Below are 16,990 nucleotides of genomic sequence, written 5' to 3'. Positions count from 1 at the left end.
GGGAACGTCATGGCTGTCATCGCGCTGGAGAAGGTCTCCCGCTGGTTCGGCAACGTGGTCGCCGTCAACGACGTCTCGATGGCGATCGGGCCCGGGGTGACCGGCCTGCTCGGCCCGAACGGGGCCGGCAAGTCGACGCTGATCCACCTGATGAGCGGCTTCCTCGGCCCGTCAGCCGGGACCGTCACGCTGGACGGCGCGCCGATCTGGCGCAACCAGCAGGTCTACCGACAGATCGGGCTGGTGCCGGAACGCGAGTCGATGTACGACTACCTGACCGGCTGGGAGTTCGTGCTGGCCAACGCCGAACTGCACGGCCTGCCCGACCCGGGCGCGGCGGCCCGCCGGGCGCTGGCGCTGGTGGAGATGGAGCACGCGCAGGGCCGCCGCACCGGCACCTACTCCAAGGGCATGAAGCAGCGGGTCAAGATGGCGTCCGCGCTGGTGCACGACCCGGCGGTGCTGCTGCTCGACGAGCCGTTCAACGGCATGGACCCGCGCCAGCGGCTGCAGTTGATGGAGTTGCTGCGCGGCTTCGGCGCCGAGGGCCGCACGGTGCTCTTCTCCTCGCACATCCTGGAGGAGGTGGAGCAACTGGCCCGGCACATCGAGGTGGTGGTGGCCGGGCGGCACGCGGCCTCCGGGGACTTCCGGCGGATCCGCCGGCTGATGACCGACCGGCCGCACCGCTATCTGGTGCGGTCCAGCGACGACCGCCGGCTGGCCGCCGCGCTGATCGCCGACGGCTCCACGGCCGGCATCGAACTGGACGCCGGGGAGCGGGCGCTGCGCATCCAGGCGATCGACTTCCGGGGCTTCACCACCCTGCTGCCCAGGGTCGCGCGGGAGGCGGGGATCACCCTCTACACCGTCTCACCCGCGGACGAGTCGCTGGAGAGCGTCTTCTCCTACCTCGTCTCCGCCTGACCCACCTGATCTCCGCCTGACCCACCTGGTCCCCGCCTGACCCACCTGGTCCCCGCCTGACCCACCTGGTCCCCGCCTGACGGCGGACCAGCGCACCTCCGCCGAAGAAGGGCTGAACCCGTGAACCTGACCGTGGTCCGGCTGACCGTCCGTGGTCTGCTCGGCCGGCGCCGGGGCGTCGTGCTGCTGGTCGTCCCGGCGCTGCTGCTGGTGCTCGCGGCGCTCGCCTCCGCCCACACCGCCGACCGGCCCGATCTGACCCGCACCGTGCTCGGCACGCTGGCCCTGGGCACCCTGGTCCCGATCCTCAGCCTGGTGGTCGGCACCGGGGTGATCGCGACCGAGATCGACGACGGCTCGATCGTCTACCTGCTGGCCAAGCCGCTGCCCCGCTGGCAGATCGTCACCAGCAAGCTCGCGGTCGCCTGGGTGACCAGCTGGCTGTGCGGCGCGCTGCCGATCCTGCTGGCCGGGCTGGTCATGGTCGGGGGCCAGGACGGTGTGGCGCTCGGCTACTTCACCGGCGCCCTGGTGGCCTCGGCCGCCTACAGCGCGCTCTTCCTGCTGCTCGGCGTGGTCACCCGCAACGCCGTGGTGGTGGGCCTGGCCTATGCGCTGGTCTGGGAGAGCGTGATCGGCAACTTCGTGACGGGGGCCAGGACGCTGAGCATCCAGCAGTGGGGCCTGGCGCTGGGCAAGGCGGTCGCCCGGCCGGGGGCGATCAGCGCCGATGTCGCCCTGGCCGCCGCCGTCCCGTTGCTGCTGGTGGTCATCGTGGCGGGCACGGCGCTGGCGGCGGTCCGGCTGGCGGGACTGACCCTGGCGGGCGAGGACTGAGGTCCCGCTCCAGCGGCAGCCCCGCGAGGGGGATCAGAGGGTGCGGTCGTGTCCCGCACCCCAGCCGGCCACCCCGACCACGCCGGCCAGCACCAGTAGCACCACCAGCACGGCCGTCCAGCTGCCGGTCAGCTGGTGCAGCGCGCCGGCGCCGACCGGGCCGATCGCCGCGATCAGATAGCCGATCGCCTGCGACATCCCGCCCAGCTGGGCCGCCCCGGCGGCGGAGCCGGTGCGCAGCACGATGAAGGCCAGGCCGAGGCCGAAAGAGCCGCCCTGGGCGACGCCCAGCACCGCCGCGGCGACCCAGGCGCCGGAGACCGGCGCGACCAGCAGCAGCGCGATGCCCGCGGCGTTGAGTGCGGCCATCACCAGCGCCAGCGCCCGCTGCCGGGTCATCCGGCCGGCCAGCAGCGGCACCAGGAAGGCGCCGAGCACCTGCACCAGGTTGGAGAAGGCGAACACCAGGCCGGACTCGTTACGGCCCATCCCGTGGTCGGCCAGGATCGTCGGCATCCAGGCGACCAGGACGTAGACCATCAGCGAGGAGATGCCCATGAAGAGGCTGATCTGCCAGGCCAGCGGCAGCCGCCACAGGCCCGCGATCGGCTTGGCCGGCGCGGCCTGGGCCTGGGCCTGGGCCGGGGTGGCGGCCGGCGCGAGCTGACGCGCCCGCAGCACCTGGGGCAGCCAGGCGGCCGCCGCGATCAGCGCCAGCACCGACCAGACGCTGAGCGAGGCCCGCCAGCCGCCGCCGAGCGCGTGCTCCAGCGGCACCGAGCTGCCGGCCGCCAGGGTGGCGCCGACCAGCATGGCGGTCGAGTAGGCCCCGGTCATCGTCGCCGCCTTGTGCGAGAACTCCCGCTTGATCAGGCCGGGCATCGACACGTTCAGCACCGCGATGGCCACCCCGATCACCACGCAGCCCGCGTAGAGCGCGGCCACCGACGGCAGCACCCGCAGCAGCACCCCGGCGCCCAGCGTCAGCACGGCCCCGAGCACCACCCGCTCGGTGCCGAACCGCCGGGTCAGCCGCGGGGTGAGCGGCGCGCCGACGCCCTGGAAGAGCACCGGCACGGTGGTGATCAGACCGCTGACGGTGGTCGACAGGCCGAAGGTGCGCTGGATCTCGCCCACCATGGGGGAGACCGCCGCCAGGCAGGACCGCATGTTCAGCGAGACCAGCATGATGCCGATCAGCAGCAGAGCGGGGTGGGCAAGCTTGGTTCGGACCGGAACGACCGAGGTGCTCAGCGGTTGCTGAGTCCGGGTGACGGACATGGTGCGGCTCTCTTACGGAATGTGCTGTGGGAAAAAGGGGGCAGGCCAGGGCGGCAACGCGTGCTCTGCCGGCCTTACTTGCGCGCGGCGAACTCCGCGAGCAACTGCTCGACGGCCGCGGTGGGCTCGGCCAGCAGCGCGCGACAGGCGGCCTCGGCACGGTCGGGGTCGCCGCTGGCGATCGCGTCGACCAGCGCCTCATGGGTGGCGACGACCACCTCGGGCATCTCGTGGTCCCCGAAGGCGGTGCGCATGGACTCGCGCACCGAGGCGCCGAAGTAGCGGTAGACCTCGGCCAGCGCGGGGTTGTGGGCCGCGTCGACGATGGCGGTGTGGAACTCCAGGTCGTGCTCGACGGTGGCCTCGCGCCCGATCCGCTCGGGGTGGGCGGCGATCACCTCGGCCTCGCGGGCCAGCGCGGCCCGCATCCGCTCCAGGTCCTCGGCGGTGTGCCGCAGGGCCGCCAGCCGGGCGGCCTCGGTCTCCAGCGCGGCCCGCACCTCCAGCACGTCGCGCACACCGGAGCGCTGCACACCGCGCAGTACGGCGGCCGGGTCGCTGGTGCTGCGCACGAAGGTGCCCTCACCCTGCCGGGTGACCAGCATGCCCGCGTGCACCAGCACCCGGATCGCCTCGCGCACCGTGTTGCGGCCGACCTGCAGCTGCTCGGCGAGCTCGTGCTCGGTGGGGATGCGCTCACCGACGGCCCAGGCGCCGGCGGCCAGCCGCTCGCGCAGCTGGTCGATCGCGGCGTCCACCAGCGATCGGCGGCCGGCGGCCTGCAGGTTGCCCGCACCTGTGCCGGTCATCCTCGCCACCTCCGCTCCACGCTCGAACCGCCGCTTGCCCGGTCATCCTACAACTGCTTGCCCGGTCATCCTACAACCGGCCCGGCGAGTCGCCATCGGACGCCAGAAGAGGCGCCAGAAAGGGGGGCGGGTCCATCGGACCCGCCCCCCTTTGCCGCCTGCTCGGCGTCAGTCGACGCAGGGGATGCCCTGCGCCATGTCCACGGAGGGGCCGACCTGCTGCACGCTGTTCGGGTCGGCCGGCGCCGCCGGGCTGTTCCCGGACGAGGGGGCCTGCCCGCTGCCGCCGCCGGGCGCGGTGTACTCGCTGCCCAGCACCACCTGGATGTGCCCGGACCGCACCGAGCTGCTCGGCTCGGCGGTCACGTTGTAGCGGGCGGCGACCTGGTCGGCGGAGTCCTTCTCCCCGGCGCCGTAGAGCACCGTGGTCTTGCTCTGCTTCGGCATCGTCGGGATCCGGCCCTCGGTGAGGCCCATGCCGACCAGCGCCTTCATCTCGGCGGCGGCGGCGCCGTTCACCGTGGAGGTGTTGGACACGTCCACCGTGCCGGTGAGCTTGGCGCTGGGCGCGGCCGGAGCCTGCGACGGCGGGGCGGAGCTCGGCGCCGCCGAGGAGCCGCCGTCCACCGAGTTGCCGGCCGGGGCGTCATGGCCGGTCAGCTGCTGCACGATCCTCTTGATCTGTGCCGGGTCGACCTTGTTGACGGACTCCTTGGTGCCGTGGCTGTCCACGATGACGTCCTGGAAGCCGGCGATCGGCAGCGTGATGGCCGTGACGTGGCCGCCCGCCAGGTTGGGCGCCTGCTGGGCGAAGTCCAGGATGTTCCAGCTGTTGTCCAGCACCACGTCCTGCTTGACCACGTCGAACAGGCTCTGCATCTTGCCCAGGTCGCCGACCACGCCCTCGTCCTTCAGCTTCTTGATCACCGAGGAGATGAAGGCCTGCTGGCGGTGGGTGCGGGCGAAGTCACCGAAGTCGGCGGGGTCGTTGGGGTTGACCAGGTTGTGCCGCTGGCGGACGAAGGAGAGTGCCTGGGAGGCGTTCAGGGTGTTGATGCCCTGGTGGAAGTCGGCGCCGGAGCCCTGGCCCTCGATGGCCGGGTCCTTGGTGGCGCGCTTCAGGCAGACCTGGATCGGGCCGACCGCCTGGGCGATGTCGTAGAAGCCCTTGAGGTTGACCTCGGCGAAGTGGTCGATCGGAATGCCGAGGAACTGCTGCACGGTGGCCAGGGTGGCCTTGCGGCCGGCGTCCCGGCCCTGCCTCTCCAGGTCCGGCTTCGAAAGCCCCTTGGCGGCCGAGGAGTTGTTGAAGGCGTCCTTGGCCAGTCCGTAGGCTTCCTTGATCTTGTGCATGCCGCTGACGCCGACCGTCTGGACGTAGTCGTCGCGCGGGATCGAGATCGCGGTCGCCTGGCCGCCGTTGGCCGGGATGTGAAGCACCATCAGGGTGTTGGTGTTGTAGCCGCCGATGTCGCTGCTGGAACCCGCGTGCAGCTCGTCCTGCACGAACTGGCCCGGCAGGTCGTTGCCGTTCATGTCCTTGCGGCTGTCCAGGCCGACCAGCAGCACGTTGACCGAGTTGTCCAGGTGCTTGGGCGCGTTCTTCTTGACGTCGTCCAGCGCGTTGGAGGTGGTCAGGCCGTCGGTCAGCGAGGTGTAGGCGTACCAGCTGAAGCCGCAGGTGCCGAGCACGGCGAGCGAGGTCGCGCAGGCGATCGTGCGCCCGGCCAGCACCAGCGGGTTGGGGCGCTGCCTGGGCGCGGGCTTGCGCCGCGCGGTGCGCGGGCCGGGCTGCTCAACCACGTCGGCTCCTTCGGTCTCGGACGACGCGGACCATGATCACAAGCAGTGCCGCGCCCATTGCGTACAGCATGACGGGGAACCCGTGGACGGCCCATTTGGCGGCACCGGCGGCCGCCGCCTTCCCGTCCTGGTACTTGTCGGAGTGCGCGAGGTACTCGGCGCCGGCGGTGACCGCCAGGACTATCGGGGGCGGCGCGGGCAGCACCCACCACCAGCCGGCCCGGCTGCACACCCAGGCAGCCCCGGCGAAGCCGACCACGCTGCAGAACAGCAGGCCCCAGCCGCCGATGCCCAGGCCGAGCAGCTCGTCGACCAGCCCGCCGGCCACCGGCGTGCCGACCGCAAGCAGCACCGCGGTGCCGCTGAACGGCCGGGCCTGCGCCTTGACCGGTCGGCGCCCCTCGGCGCGCTGTCGCGGGCGTCCGCCCTCCGACCGGGCGCCCGCCCCCTCGGCGGTCGACCGCTGGGCAGGCGCGTAGCCGCGAGCGGTCGCGTCACCCGCGGGTGTCCGTTGTCCTGCCATGCTTCCTGCCTCTATGAATCGGCCGGCGTCGCCGGACGTCGCCACGGTCGACTGCCGACGGTGCGCGAGCCGCACCGTGTGCCCTGCGCCGTGAGCTCGGATTCGCCGAGCGGAGGCAGAGCACGTCGCCCTACCGCTATGACGTTCGGGCACGGCCGGGGGTTGCAACAGTTGCGCAGCTTAGCAAGTGTCACCTGATTGTCATACGGGCTGCCGAGGGCTTGGAAGGCGGGAGAGACACGGCCGCCTCCGCACCCGGTTCGGGCGCGGAGGCGGTAGCGGCGAGGGCTGCCGGCTCAGCGGGCGTACAGCCGCTCCAGGACCAGTGCCACGCCGTCGTCCGCGTTGCTCGCCGTGACCTCGTCGGCGACGGCCAGCAGCTCCGGGTGGGCGTTGGCCATGGCGACGCCGCGGCCGGCCCAGCGGAACATCGGCAGGTCGTTGGGCATGTCGCCGAAGGCGATGGTGTCGGCGGCGCGCAGGCCCAGCCGCCGGGCGGCGAGCGACAGGCCGGTGGCCTTGGACAGGCCCAGCGGCAGCAGCTCGACTATCCGCGGCCCGGCCACCGTGACGGTGACCAGTGAGCCGATCACCCGCTGGGCGGCCTCGGCGAGTTGATCGTCCGTCAGTTCGGCGTGCTGGATGTAGAGCTTGGAGATCGGGGCGGTCAGCAGCTCGTCGGTCCCGCCGACCCGCTGCACCGGCAGCTCGGGGTTGTGCAGGCTGTAGTCCTGCTGGGCGAGCACGGCGCCGTCCAGGCCGTCCTGGCTGGCGGCCACCGACAGCCGGCCCACCTCGGTGGCCAGCTTCTCCAGCGCCAGCGCGCCGAGCCGGCGGTCCAGCGTCATGGAGGTGAGCAGCCGGTGCGCGCCCGCGTCATAGACCTGCGCGCCCTGGCTGCAGACGGCCAGGCCGGTGTAGCCGATCTGGTCGAAGACGGGCCGGGCCCAGGCCGCGGACCGGCCGGTGACGATGATGTGCACCGCCCCGGCCGCCGTGGCGGTGGCCACGGCGGCCCGGGTGCGGGCGGAGACGGTCTCCTCGGGGGAGAGCAGGGTGCCGTCCAGATCGGTGGCGATCAGGCGGTACGGCAGCTCCGAGGTCACTTGACCGGGTCCAGCGTGGTCCGGCCGCCCAGGTAGGGACGCAGCGCCTCGGGCAGCACCACGCTGCCGTCGGCCTGCTGGTGGTTCTCCAGGATCGCCACGATGGTGCGCGGGATCGCGACCAGGGTGCCGTTGAGGGTGGCCAGCGGGCGGACCTTGCCCTCCTCGCGCATCCGGATGGCGAGCCGGCGGGCCTGGTACTCGGTGGTGTTGGAGGTCGAGGTGACCTCGCGGTACTTGCCCTGGGTCGGGATCCAGGCCTCGATGTCGAACTTGCGCACGGCCGAGGAGCCGAGGTCGCCGGAGGCGACGTCGATCACCCGGTAGGGCAGCTCCAGCGCGTTCAGGAAGTCCTTCTCCCACTGCAGCAGGCGGCGGTGCTCGGCCTCGGCCTCCTCGGGGGAGGTGAAGACGAACATCTCGACCTTCTCGAACTGGTGCACCCGGATGATGCCGCGGGTGTCCTTGCCGTAGGTGCCGGCCTCCCGGCGGAAGCAGGACGAGTAACCGGCGTACCGCAGCGGCAGCTTGTCGGCGTCGATGATCTCGTCCATGTGGTACGCGGCGAGCGGCACCTCGCTGGTGCCGACCAGGTACCGGTCGTCCTCGGCGAGGTGGTAGACGTTCTCGGCCGCCTGGCCGAGGAAGCCGGTGCCGTCCATGGCCGCCGGGCGGACCAGGGCCGGGGTGATCATCGGGATGAAGCCGGACGCGGTGGCCTGGGCGATCGCCATGTTGACCAGGGCGAGCTCCAGCAGCGCGCCGACACCGGTCAGGTAGTAGGACCGGGCGCCGGCCACCTTGGCACCGCGCTCGGTGTCGATCGCCCCGAGGACCTGGCCCAGCTCGACGTGGTCGCGGGGCTCGAAGCCCTCGGCCGCGAAGTTGCGCGGGGTGCCGATCTCCTCCAGCGTGACGAAGTCCTCCTCGCCGCCGACCGGGGCGGCCGGGTCGATGAGGTTGGCCAGCGAGCGGAGCAGCCGGTCGGCCTCCTCCTTGGCCTCGGACTGCTCGGCGTCGGCGGCCTTGACCTCGGCGGCCAGGTCCTTGGTGCGCTGCAGCAGGGCGGCCTTCTCCTCGCCCTTGGCCTGGGCGACCTGCTTGCCGAGGCCCTTCTGCTCATTGCGCAGTTCGTCGAACCGACTGCCCGAGGACCGGCGGCGCTCGTCGGCTGCGAGGAGTGCGTCGACCAGGTCGACGTCCTCGCCACGGGCGCGCTGCGAGGCGCGCACTCGGTCAGGGTCCTCACGAAGCAGGCGAAGGTCAATCACGGGCCCAGCCTACCGGTGCAACCGCCGCCTGTGGATAACCTGTGGATAACTGGCCCGCCAAGATCTCTGGAAGCAAGTTGTCCACAGGCAGTCCCGGAGCCCTGTGGATGACGGGGTTCTCGGGAAACGGTCAGCACCTTTTTGGCTTTTTCGGGTTTGAAACCTGAATCGCCCCGCACGGCCGAGGGAATTTCACTACCTGGACAGGTGAATTTATGGCAGAAGGGTGACTCTGGTGTTATTAGTCCGATCTGCAGCGCTTCCCGATGATCCGACCGCACCCAGGAGTGGCTATGCCGTTTTGTCGACTCATCCCCAGGCTGTGGATAACCAGTGGCCCGGACGGGCCTGTGGAAGCTGTGGACAGCTGTGGATGAACGGGCCGAGGACCGGGGTCGGGCCTCAGCCCTCGCCGCGCCCGTCGAGGCAGCGGGCCAGCCAGTCGGCGGCCCGGTCGAAGTCCTCGTCCGAGGTGCCGGGCTGCCGGGGCGTTGACCCCCGCTCGTCGGCCCGCGGATAGGAGCCCAGGAACCGGATCTGCGGGCAGATCCGCCGCAGCCCCATCAGGGTCTCGCCCACCCGGCGCTCGGTCAGGTGCCCCTCGCAGTCGATCGAGAAGCAGTAGTTGCCCAGCCCGTGCCCGGTCGGCCGGGATTCGATCCGCATCAGGTTGACCCCGCGCACCGCGAATTCCTGCAGCAGTTCCAGCAGCGCACCCGGGTGGTTGTCGCCGAGCCACACCACCATCGAGGTCTTGTCCGCCCCGGTCGGCGACGCGACCCGGCCGGGCCGCCCGACCAGCACGAACCGGGTGGTCGCGTTCTGCGCGTCGGCGATGTCCTTGACCAGCGGCTCCAGGCCGTAGAGCGGCGCGGCGAACTCCCCGGCGAAGGCGCCGTCCGACTGCCCCTCCTGGACCAGCCGGGCGCCGTCGGCATTGGAGGCGGCGGCCTCCCAGACCGCGTCCGGCAGGTTGGCGCCGAGCCAGCGGCGCACCTGCGGCTGGGCCACCGGATGGCTGGTGACCCGCTTGACGTCGGCCAGCCCGGTGCCCGGCCGGACCAGCAGGGCGAAGCTGATCGGCAGCAGCACCTCGCGGTAGATCATCAGCGGCGCGCCGGTGGCCAACTCGTCGGCGGTCGCGGTGACCGCCCCCTCCACCGAGTTCTCGATCGGCACGAAGGCGCCCGCCGCCTCGCCGGCGCGCACCGCGTCCAGTGCCGCCTGCACCGAGGCCAGCGGCACCAGCTCGCGGGTGGCGGCCTCGGGCAGGGTGTGCAGGGCGGCCTCGGTAAAGGTGCCGACGGGCCCGAGGTAGGTGTAGCGGGTGGCCGACATGTCCGCGCCTCCGTGCGTCTCCCGATGGGGGCACCCCCGGCCGAAGGCTGGGGGAGGTACCAGGCCTGCCACCTTAGCCACTTCCGTTCCACCGCATGGAACGTTCCGCACAGTGGTCACACTCCCGGGATCACGCCTCCAGCAGGGCCTGCCCCAGGTAGCCGCCGCCGTCCGCGACCCCGGGCAGCACCGCGTACAGCCCGCTCGCCTCGTGCCGCAGGAAGGTGGTCAGCACATCTCCCCGGGAGAGCGAGCGCTGCACGGGCAGGAAGCCGTGTGCCGGGTCGGCCTGGAACGCCAGGAACAGCAGCCCCGCGTCCGGGGAGCCGTCCGGCCGCGTCCCGTCGGCGTAGGAGAAGCCGCGGCGCAGCATCGCCGCCCCGCCGTTGGCCGAGGGCGCGGCGATCCGGATGTGGGCGTCGGCCGGGACCGCCAGGCCGCCGTCCGGGTTCTGCTTCGCCAGGTCCACCGGGGTGGTCTCGGTGCCGCCGGAGAGCGGCGCGCCGTCGGCCTTGCGGCGCCCGACGATCCGCTCCTGGCGGTCCGTCGGGAGGTTCTCCCAGTCGTCCAGCAGCATCCGGATCCGGCGGAACACCAGATAGCTGCCGCCGGCCAGCCAGTCCGGACCGGTCGCGAACACCTTGGCGGCGAAGTCGGCGTCGGTCGGCTTGGGGTTGTTGGTGCCGTCGACCTGGCCCATCAGGTTGCGGGCGGTGCGCGGCTGGGCGGTGGCGCCCGGGGTGCGGGAGAAGCCGGCCGCCTGCCAGCGCACCGCGGCGGTGCCGGCCGCCTGCTGCTGCAGCATCCGCAGCGCGTGGAAGGCGACCAGCGCGTCGTCCGCGCCGATCTGCAGGAACAGGTCGCCGTCGCTGCGGGAGCGGTCGATCGCGTCCTGCGGGAAGGCGGGCAGCGGGGCCAGCTGCGGTGGGCGGTGCGCGGTGAGCCCGACCTTGTCGAAGAGCGAGGCGCCCACCGCCACCGTGACGGTCAGCGAGCAGGGCCCGGCGTCCAGCGCGATCTGGTTCTCGTGCGGGCCGCCGGGTTCGCCGAGCACCAGGTCGCGCACCGTCCCGGTCCACTGCTTGAGCAGCGTCTGCAGGGCCTTCCGGTCGGCGCCGGGTGCCAGGTCGAAGGCGGCCAACTGCACCCTGGCCTGCTGCGGTTGCGTGATGCCCGCCTGGTGCGGGCCGTGGAAGTCCACCCGGGCGGCGCCCAGTGCGACGGGGTGCGGCTGCTGCGGCACCGCGACCGCGCGGCCCAGCGCGCCCGCGGTGGCGCCGACGGCCAGCCCGGCACCCGCGCCGCCGATCAGGGCCCGGCGGGAGAAACCGGCGTACTTCATCTGCGGTGCTCCTAACCGATCGTGAGCTGCTTGGTCTCGGTGTCCTGGTCGATGTCCGAGGAGCGCACCACCACGGCGGCCACCCAGTCGCCGGCCAGCGGGAGTTGGGCGGTGCCGCGCCAGGTGCCGGTGCCGCTCTTGGTGAGCTTGACCGGCAGCGGGCCGAGGTCGCGGTCCGGCAGGGTGAACGAGAGCTGGGTCTCGGGCACGTCCACCGGCTTGCCGTCGGCGCCCGCCACCACCAGGGTCAGCTGGTTGCCGCCGGTGGTCGCCGGGTTGACGGTGAGGGTCGCCGTGCCCTTGGCGCCGGGCTCCTTGCCGCCGGTGTCATAGGGCAGCTTGAGCTGCACGGTGCGGGCCTGGCCCGGTGCCGGGGCGGTGGCGGCGGCCGGTGCGGCGCCGGCGGCGACGCGGCCGGGCGGGGAGTTGGTCAGCATGGTGGTCACCACCAGCACGGCCACCGCGACCGCCGCCTCGATCAGCACCGAGCGCCGCAGCCCGGCCTGCACCGGGGAGCCGTCCTGCGCCCTGCGGACCTTGGCGGCGGTCAACACCGCCTGCTGGCGGGCCAGTTGGGCGCGGCGCTCGGGTTCGAGCGCCAGGTCGAGGTCGGCCTCGGGCTCGGCCCGGGAAGCGGCGTCCCCGGTCGCCGCCGCCGGGGCCTCGCGCAGCCGGCCGGTCCAGCGGCGGGAGAACCAGGCCGTGCCCAGCATCAGCAGCACCAGGCCGACCTTGATCAGCAGCAGCTGCCCGTACCTGGTCGAGGTCAGCGCGCTCCACGAGCCGACGCCCCGCCAGGCCTGGTAGACGCCGGTCGCCACCAGCACCCCGACCGAGCCCATCGCCAGCTTGGAGAACCGCTCGGCCGCCGCCGGCCCCGCGCCGTGCCGCAGCCCGACCAGCAGTGCCACCAACCCGCCCAGCCAGCAGGCCATCGCGATCAGGTGCAGCAGGTCGAACGGCAGCGCCAGCCACACCTGGATGCCGACCGCCGCATGGTCGGCCGCCGCCCAGGTGGCCGCCAGCGCCAGCGCCAGCAGCAGCCCGCCGATCCCGAGCGCCAACCGCGCCTCGCGCTGCGGGCGTTCGGCCGCCCGGCGCTCCAGTGCGCGCAGCTCGGCCTCCTCGTCGTCGACGGCCTCGTCCTGCGCCCCGTCGGTGGGCCCTTCCTCGCCCTCGATCGGCGTGCTCCCCAACTGCCCCACCAGCAGCGAGAGGAAGACCCCGCCGGCCGCGAGCAGCAGCAGCCGGGCCGCCAGCGCGGTGCCGAGCCGCTCGTTCAGCGTGCCGCGCACCAGCGACAGGTCCAGCACCTGGCTCAGGCCGGTGGCCCGCTCGTACGGGCCGCGCAGCAGCAGCACCGCCACGGTGGCGGCCAGCAGCGCGACCCAGCCGGACATCAGCAGCCGCTGCATCGGCCGGCTGGCCGCCCCGCGCGGCCAGCAGATCAGCACGAAGGCCGCGGCCCCGACCAGCAGCGCGAACGCCCCGTAGGCGACGCCCCGCCCGATCGCGTACAGCGCGGCCACCGTGCCGTCGGCGTTCTCGCCCCGTACCGCCGCCGGGTTGACGCTGGTGTCGGAGGGCGCGCCGATGGAGAAGGTGAACGCCCCGCCGACCGGGTGGGTGTCCTCCGAGATCGCTCGCCAGGCCACCGTGTAGGTGCCGTCGGCCAGCCCGGCGCGCAGCCCGACACTGGCGGTGTCGCCCTTGCCGTCCGCGTGCCCGGGGTTGCCGCTGTCGACCTGCTTGCCGGACGGGTCGAGCACCCGCAGCGAGTCGCCGGAGAGCGTCACCCCCTCGCTGAAGGTCAGGGTGACGGCGGCCGGCTCGGTGGCGACCACCGAGTTCTGCGCGGGGTCGGTCTTCAGCAGCGCGGCGTGCGCGGCCGCGGGCCCGGCGGTGCCGAGCAGCAGGACCAGCACGGTGCCCGCGGTGGTGAGCCAGGCGAGGACTTTGCGCATGGGTGGGTCAGCTCCCGGGACGGTAGGTGAGCGGTTTGACCGGTACCTGGACGGCGATGGTGCCGCCCTTCGCGAAGGTGAGGTCGACTTCCAGCTGGTCGCCGACGGCGGGCGGCTTCTGCCACCCCATGATCATCAGGTGGGTGCCGCCGCGGGCCAGCTCCAGGCTGCCGTGGGCCGGCACCGGCAGGCTGTCCACCTCCTGCATGGTGCTGTCCGTGGACCGGTGCATGGTTATCGAGCCGGCGCCGGGGCTGCTCACCCGGACCAGGGTGTCGGCGGCCGATCCGGTGTTGCGGACCGTCAGGTAGCCGGCTGCCATGCCGTCGCCGCCGGCCGGCAGCGGGATGTACGAGTCGGCGACGCTGATCTTCACACCGGCCGGGGTGGCGGCCGAGCTGCCGCCGTTGGCCACGGCGATCGCGCCGGCGGTGAGGACGGCGGCCAGCCCGGCGCCGGTCAGTGCCAGCCGGTTGAACCTGGCGGCCATCAGGCGGCCACCCCCTTGGCCAGCAGCGGCAGGTCGTGGGCGAAGGTCGCGGTGTCGGTGTTGCTCAGGTAGAGCACGTGCGCCTTGTCGTCGGACGGCAGGAAGGCCAGCACCTGGGCGCCGTGCGAGGAGGTGACGCTGCCGTCCTTGTTGACCACCGGGTCCTCGACCAGGATGCCCAGCGACTTGGCGGCCGCCTTCACCTTGTCCAGGTCGCCGGTCATGCCGATGAAGTCCTTGTCGAACGAGTCCAGCCAGGTGCGCAGCACCTTGGGGTTGTCGCGCTGCGGGTCGGTGGAGACGAAGACCACGTCGATCTTCTTCTGCTGGTCGGCGGGCAGCTTCTGCATCGCCACGCCGATGTCGCCCATGGTGGTCGGGCAGACGTCGGGGCAGCTGGTGTAGCCGAAGAAGAGCAGCGTGGTGCGGCCGGCGGTGCGCTGGCGCAGGTCGAACGGCTGGCCGCTGGTGTCGGTCAGGGCCAGGTCCGGCTTGTCGAAGTGCTTGCTCAGCACGGTGCCCTGGTACGGCGAGTTGTTCGCCTGCTGGGAGACGATGGCCGGCCCGGCGGCGGCGTGGGAGCCGGAGCCGCAGGCGGTCAGCGAGAGGGCGGCGGTGAGGGCCAGGGCGGCGGCGCAGGCGAGGCGGCCGCGGGTGGTCGGCAGATGCATGGCGGTGGGTCCGATTCTCGGCTCAGGGAGCTACGGGAGCTACGGGAGGGGGAGCCCGCCGGGGCCGCACGGTCGGCGGCCCCGGCGGGGCGGGGGTCAGGAGGCGGCGCTGCCGCTCTTGCGGCGCAGGCCGAAGACGCCGAGGGCGGCGCCGATGACGCCCACCACGATGCCGACCACGCCCAGGGTGCGGGCGGTGCCGTCCGATGCGGCGCCCTTCGCGTCCTGGGAGGCGGTCACCTTGGTGCTGTCGGCGGCCGGGGAGGCGGCCGCGCCCGCGGCGGCCTTGGCGGTGAGCTGGAGCACCGGCGCCGGGTGGGCCGGCTCCGGCTGGCCCTGCTTGGCCTCGTCGATCCAGCGGACCACGGTGCCGTCGTCCTTGGTCTGCAGCGCCTTGAAGACCAGCTGGTCGGTGTCGGCGGGCAGCGGGCCGAGCGAGACCTTGAACTCCTGGAACTGGCCGGGGCCGATCTTGCCGGTGCTGTCGGCCGTCCAGGTGATCTTGGAGACCGCACTGGTGATGCTGCCGTCGTCGGTCTTGATCGGGTTGGCCAGCTGGGCCTTGTCCACCTGCACGGTCCAGCCGGGCAGCGGCTGGGTGGAGACCGAGGCGATCGGGTGGTCGCTCGGCAGGGTGACCTCCAGCTTGACCGTGCTGGCGGTGTCGCTCTCGTCCGGCACCCGGAAGGCGACGGCGGTGTAGCCGCCCTGGGTGGCGGTGCCCGGCTGCACGGTGACGTGCGCGAAGGCGGGAACGGCGGTGGCCAGCACGGTGCCCGTCGCGAGCAGCAGCGCGGCGGCGGAACGGCGGGCGGGAAGCGAACGCATCTGGGGCGTCTCCATCTGGGGCGGGGCACAAGGGTGCCCCGGAACGTGGGAATGACCGTCGCTCGGCGCGCCGGCACTCCCACGGGAGGGGATGGCTCAGCGCGTCCAGGCCGCCGCCGGCGGACCGCGCCGGATCACGCTGTGCCGCAGCAGGGCCGCCGCGGGCAGCCGGCTGTGCTCTCGCCGGGCGCGCGCCGGGCGCGGCCGGCAGACCTCGTTCAGCAGCCCGCGCAGCAGCACGGCGAGCAGCGCCAGCGCCCGGTACAGCGGTGCCGTCCACTGCCGCAGTTCGCGAACCGCCCGGCCGGTCGACCCGACGACCCGCCACAGCCCGGCCTCGCCGCACCGCAGCCACCAGCCGACCAGCACGGCGGCCAGCAGGTGGCCGGCCAGCATCGCCGGGGTCAGGCCGAACAGCCACCACGGGCCGTCGGCCACCGGCGCCTGGTAGGCGTGCGGGTCCAGGCCGGCCGCGCCCACCAGGGCGGCGGCGCTGGTGCCGGGCGGCAGCATGTGGGCCATGCCCGGCATGTCGTTGCAGACCAGCCGGCCCGCCACCTGGGCCAGGGTCGACTGGTCCATGGCGGCCTGCGCGGCGGTGTGGAAGAGCAGGTGCAGGCCGAGCTGGCCGAGGCCCAGCGCGGCGGCGATCCCGGGCAGCGAACGCTCCCGGCCGCCGAGCGCGGCCGCCGGCAGCAGCACGGCCACGAAGCCGACCGCCAGGGCGCCGGTGGCCACCGGGCAGCCCTGGGCCAGCTGGTGCCCCAGCGCCGCGAGCAGCGTGCAGACCAGGGCGAACGGCACCGCGCGGAGCAGCCGCAGCCCCCAGCCGGCGCCACCGGCGGACGCGGGCAGGCCGAACGGCCGGCGGACCGGCTCTTCGGCGCCCGGACGCGGGGCGGGTCGGTGGCTGCTCATGGCCGGGCCATCATCTCATCGGCTCACACGGCGGCCCCGGCCCGGGTACGCCGGTGGCACCGGACGCCCGCGACCCGGGATACGCCCCAATGGCCCCGCGTGCGCCGTCCGCCCGCGCGCCGCCGTCCGCGTGGTGCCGCCGCGGCCCGTCGGCCGAACGGGCGGACACCGTGGCGACCCACGGTTCGCCACCCCGGCACCAGGCAATACCTACTTCCATGTGGAGCCCCAGCCAGAAGGGACCGGTCGTGGACATCTGGTGGACTCTGCACCTGCGGCGCGAGCCGGCCAGCATCCCGCTGGCCCGGCGGATCCTGCTCAGCACCCTGGACAACGCCGGGGTCGACCGGGGGATCGCCCAGGACCTCGGGCTCGCCCTCACCGAGGCCTGCGCCAACGCGGTCGAGCACGCGGGCGGCGAGGACGGCTTCCAGGTCACCGCGGCGCTGGACGGCGAGCTGCTGCGGATCGAGGTGGTCGACTCCGGCCCCGGCCTGCCGCGGCCCCCGCACCGTCCGCCGGTGCGGCGGGCACCCGCCCGGCACGGCACCGCGCGCCGCCGCCGGGGCCGCGCCTCGCTGCCGGCCCTCGCCGCGCCCCCGGCCCACCGCGCCCGCCCCACCGCCTACGACACCCACGTCCTCCCCGCGCACCGCCCGCTCCCCACCCCGCTGCGCCTGCCGGATCTCGACCAGCTCCCGGACCTCACCGCCGAGGGCGGCCGCGGCCTCTTCCTGATCCGCGCCCTCACCGACCACGTCCGCCTGCACACCCACCCCCAGCGCGGCGCCATCGTCAGCTTCGACAAGGTCCTCACCCGCACCGCCGACCCGCTGCTGCGGGTGGCGTCCTGACCTGGGGCGGCGGCTCTGCCTGGCGTTC

The 16,990-nt window shown here is 73.4% G+C and carries 16 protein-coding genes; 3 read left to right on the top strand and 13 right to left on the bottom strand.

Annotated features, from left to right (window positions below; all coding sequences use genetic code 11):
• The first annotated feature begins 9 nt into the window (after nt 1–9).
• Complete coding sequence (locus P3T35_RS17300) at nt 10–927, top strand: ABC transporter ATP-binding protein (RefSeq protein WP_101380511.1); 918 nt, start codon at nt 10–12, stop codon at nt 925–927.
• Nucleotides 928–1,047: 120 nt separating this feature from the next.
• Nucleotides 1,048–1,764, top strand: coding sequence for an ABC transporter permease subunit (locus P3T35_RS17295; RefSeq protein ID WP_101380510.1), 717 nt, complete (start codon nt 1,048–1,050; stop codon nt 1,762–1,764).
• A gap of 33 nt (nt 1,765–1,797) precedes the next feature.
• Here the strand turns inward: P3T35_RS17295 and P3T35_RS17290 are convergent, their stop codons facing one another.
• The 13 genes from P3T35_RS17290 to P3T35_RS17230 form a co-directional block, all read right to left on the bottom strand.
• Nucleotides 1,798–3,045, bottom strand: a complete 1,248-nt coding sequence (locus P3T35_RS17290) for an MFS transporter (RefSeq protein ID WP_101380509.1) — start codon at nt 3,043–3,045, stop codon at nt 1,798–1,800.
• 74 nt (nt 3,046–3,119) lie between these two features.
• A complete protein-coding gene (locus P3T35_RS17285) occupies nt 3,120–3,854 on the bottom strand; it encodes a FadR/GntR family transcriptional regulator (RefSeq protein WP_101380508.1) in 735 nt (244 codons plus the stop codon).
• 168 nt (nt 3,855–4,022) lie between these two features.
• Nucleotides 4,023–5,657, bottom strand: a complete 1,635-nt coding sequence (locus P3T35_RS17280) for an LCP family protein (protein WP_101380507.1) — start codon at nt 5,655–5,657, stop codon at nt 4,023–4,025.
• Nucleotides 5,650–6,180, bottom strand: a complete 531-nt coding sequence (locus tag P3T35_RS17275; protein ID WP_101380506.1) for a DUF6542 domain-containing protein — start codon at nt 6,178–6,180, stop codon at nt 5,650–5,652. Before P3T35_RS17275 ends, P3T35_RS17280 begins: the two co-directional genes overlap by 8 nt.
• Nucleotides 6,181–6,476: 296 nt before the next feature.
• Nucleotides 6,477–7,286 (bottom strand): HAD family hydrolase, encoded by an 810-nt coding sequence (locus P3T35_RS17270; RefSeq protein WP_101380505.1) that lies wholly within the window; start codon nt 7,284–7,286, stop codon nt 6,477–6,479.
• Nucleotides 7,283–8,557, bottom strand: a complete 1,275-nt coding sequence (gene serS / locus P3T35_RS17265) for a serine--tRNA ligase (RefSeq protein ID WP_101380504.1) — start codon at nt 8,555–8,557, stop codon at nt 7,283–7,285. Before serS ends, P3T35_RS17270 begins: the two co-directional genes overlap by 4 nt.
• A 402-nt stretch (nt 8,558–8,959) precedes the next feature.
• Nucleotides 8,960–9,895 carry a prephenate dehydratase gene (gene pheA, locus P3T35_RS17260; RefSeq protein ID WP_101380503.1) on the bottom strand — a complete coding sequence of 312 codons (936 nt, stop codon included), beginning with the start codon at nt 9,893–9,895 and terminating at the stop codon, nt 8,960–8,962.
• A gap of 130 nt (nt 9,896–10,025) precedes the next feature.
• Nucleotides 10,026–11,237, bottom strand: a complete 1,212-nt coding sequence (gene efeB / locus P3T35_RS17255) for an iron uptake transporter deferrochelatase/peroxidase subunit (RefSeq protein ID WP_101380502.1) — start codon at nt 11,235–11,237, stop codon at nt 10,026–10,028.
• A gap of 11 nt (nt 11,238–11,248) precedes the next feature.
• On the bottom strand, nt 11,249–13,201 hold the full coding sequence (locus P3T35_RS17250; protein WP_101380501.1) for a copper resistance protein CopC: 1,953 nt from the start codon (nt 13,199–13,201) through the stop codon (nt 11,249–11,251).
• 7 nt (nt 13,202–13,208) lie between these two features.
• Nucleotides 13,209–13,691, bottom strand: a complete 483-nt coding sequence (locus P3T35_RS17245) for a copper chaperone PCu(A)C (RefSeq protein ID WP_101380500.1) — start codon at nt 13,689–13,691, stop codon at nt 13,209–13,211.
• Nucleotides 13,691–14,362, bottom strand: coding sequence for an SCO family protein (locus tag P3T35_RS17240; RefSeq protein WP_101380499.1), 672 nt, complete (start codon nt 14,360–14,362; stop codon nt 13,691–13,693). The genes P3T35_RS17245 and P3T35_RS17240 overlap by 1 nt, the downstream gene beginning before the upstream one ends.
• Before the next feature lie 96 nt (nt 14,363–14,458).
• The gene (locus P3T35_RS17235; RefSeq protein WP_180356459.1) at nt 14,459–15,190 is read right to left on the bottom strand and encodes a YcnI family protein; all 732 of its coding nucleotides are present in this window, start codon (nt 15,188–15,190) and stop codon (nt 14,459–14,461) included.
• Nucleotides 15,191–15,286: 96 nt separating this feature from the next.
• A complete protein-coding gene (locus tag P3T35_RS17230; protein ID WP_280706600.1) occupies nt 15,287–16,108 on the bottom strand; it encodes a hypothetical protein in 822 nt (273 codons plus the stop codon).
• Nucleotides 16,109–16,356: 248 nt separating this feature from the next.
• Between P3T35_RS17230 and P3T35_RS17225 the strand changes: the two genes are divergently transcribed.
• The gene (locus P3T35_RS17225) at nt 16,357–16,962 is read left to right on the top strand and encodes an ATP-binding protein (RefSeq protein ID WP_101380498.1); all 606 of its coding nucleotides are present in this window, start codon (nt 16,357–16,359) and stop codon (nt 16,960–16,962) included.
• Nucleotides 16,963–16,990 lie beyond the last annotated feature (28 nt).

The organism is Kitasatospora sp. GP30, from assembly GCF_029892145.1.
Taxonomy (GTDB): Bacteria; Actinomycetota; Actinomycetes; order Streptomycetales; family Streptomycetaceae; genus Kitasatospora; species Kitasatospora acidiphila.
Note: the sequence above shows the minus strand (reverse complement) of the source record. Positions and strands in the feature narration are given on the sequence as shown.

What these genes read in the sequence shown, in the direction of transcription:
- P3T35_RS17240 (WP_101380499.1), bottom strand. Translation starts at nt 14,362, where the DNA reads ATGCATCTGCCGACCACCCGCGGCCGCCTCGCCTGCGCCGCCGCCCTG.
- P3T35_RS17250 (WP_101380501.1), bottom strand. Translation starts at nt 13,201, where the DNA reads ATGCGCAAAGTCCTCGCCTGGCTCACCACCGCGGGCACCGTGCTGGTC.
- P3T35_RS17275 (WP_101380506.1), bottom strand. Translation starts at nt 6,180, where the DNA reads ATGGCAGGACAACGGACACCCGCGGGTGACGCGACCGCTCGCGGCTAC.
- P3T35_RS17230 (WP_280706600.1), bottom strand. Translation starts at nt 16,108, where the DNA reads ATGAGCAGCCACCGACCCGCCCCGCGTCCGGGCGCCGAAGAGCCGGTC.
- efeB (WP_101380502.1), bottom strand. Translation starts at nt 11,237, where the DNA reads ATGAAGTACGCCGGTTTCTCCCGCCGGGCCCTGATCGGCGGCGCGGGT.
- P3T35_RS17235 (WP_180356459.1), bottom strand. Translation starts at nt 15,190, where the DNA reads ATGCGTTCGCTTCCCGCCCGCCGTTCCGCCGCCGCGCTGCTGCTCGCG.
- P3T35_RS17290 (WP_101380509.1), bottom strand. Translation starts at nt 3,045, where the DNA reads ATGTCCGTCACCCGGACTCAGCAACCGCTGAGCACCTCGGTCGTTCCG.
- pheA (WP_101380503.1), bottom strand. Translation starts at nt 9,895, where the DNA reads ATGTCGGCCACCCGCTACACCTACCTCGGGCCCGTCGGCACCTTTACC.
- P3T35_RS17245 (WP_101380500.1), bottom strand. Translation starts at nt 13,691, where the DNA reads ATGGCCGCCAGGTTCAACCGGCTGGCACTGACCGGCGCCGGGCTGGCC.
- P3T35_RS17285 (WP_101380508.1), bottom strand. Translation starts at nt 3,854, where the DNA reads ATGACCGGCACAGGTGCGGGCAACCTGCAGGCCGCCGGCCGCCGATCG.
- P3T35_RS17300 (WP_101380511.1), top strand. Translation starts at nt 10, where the DNA reads ATGGCTGTCATCGCGCTGGAGAAGGTCTCCCGCTGGTTCGGCAACGTG.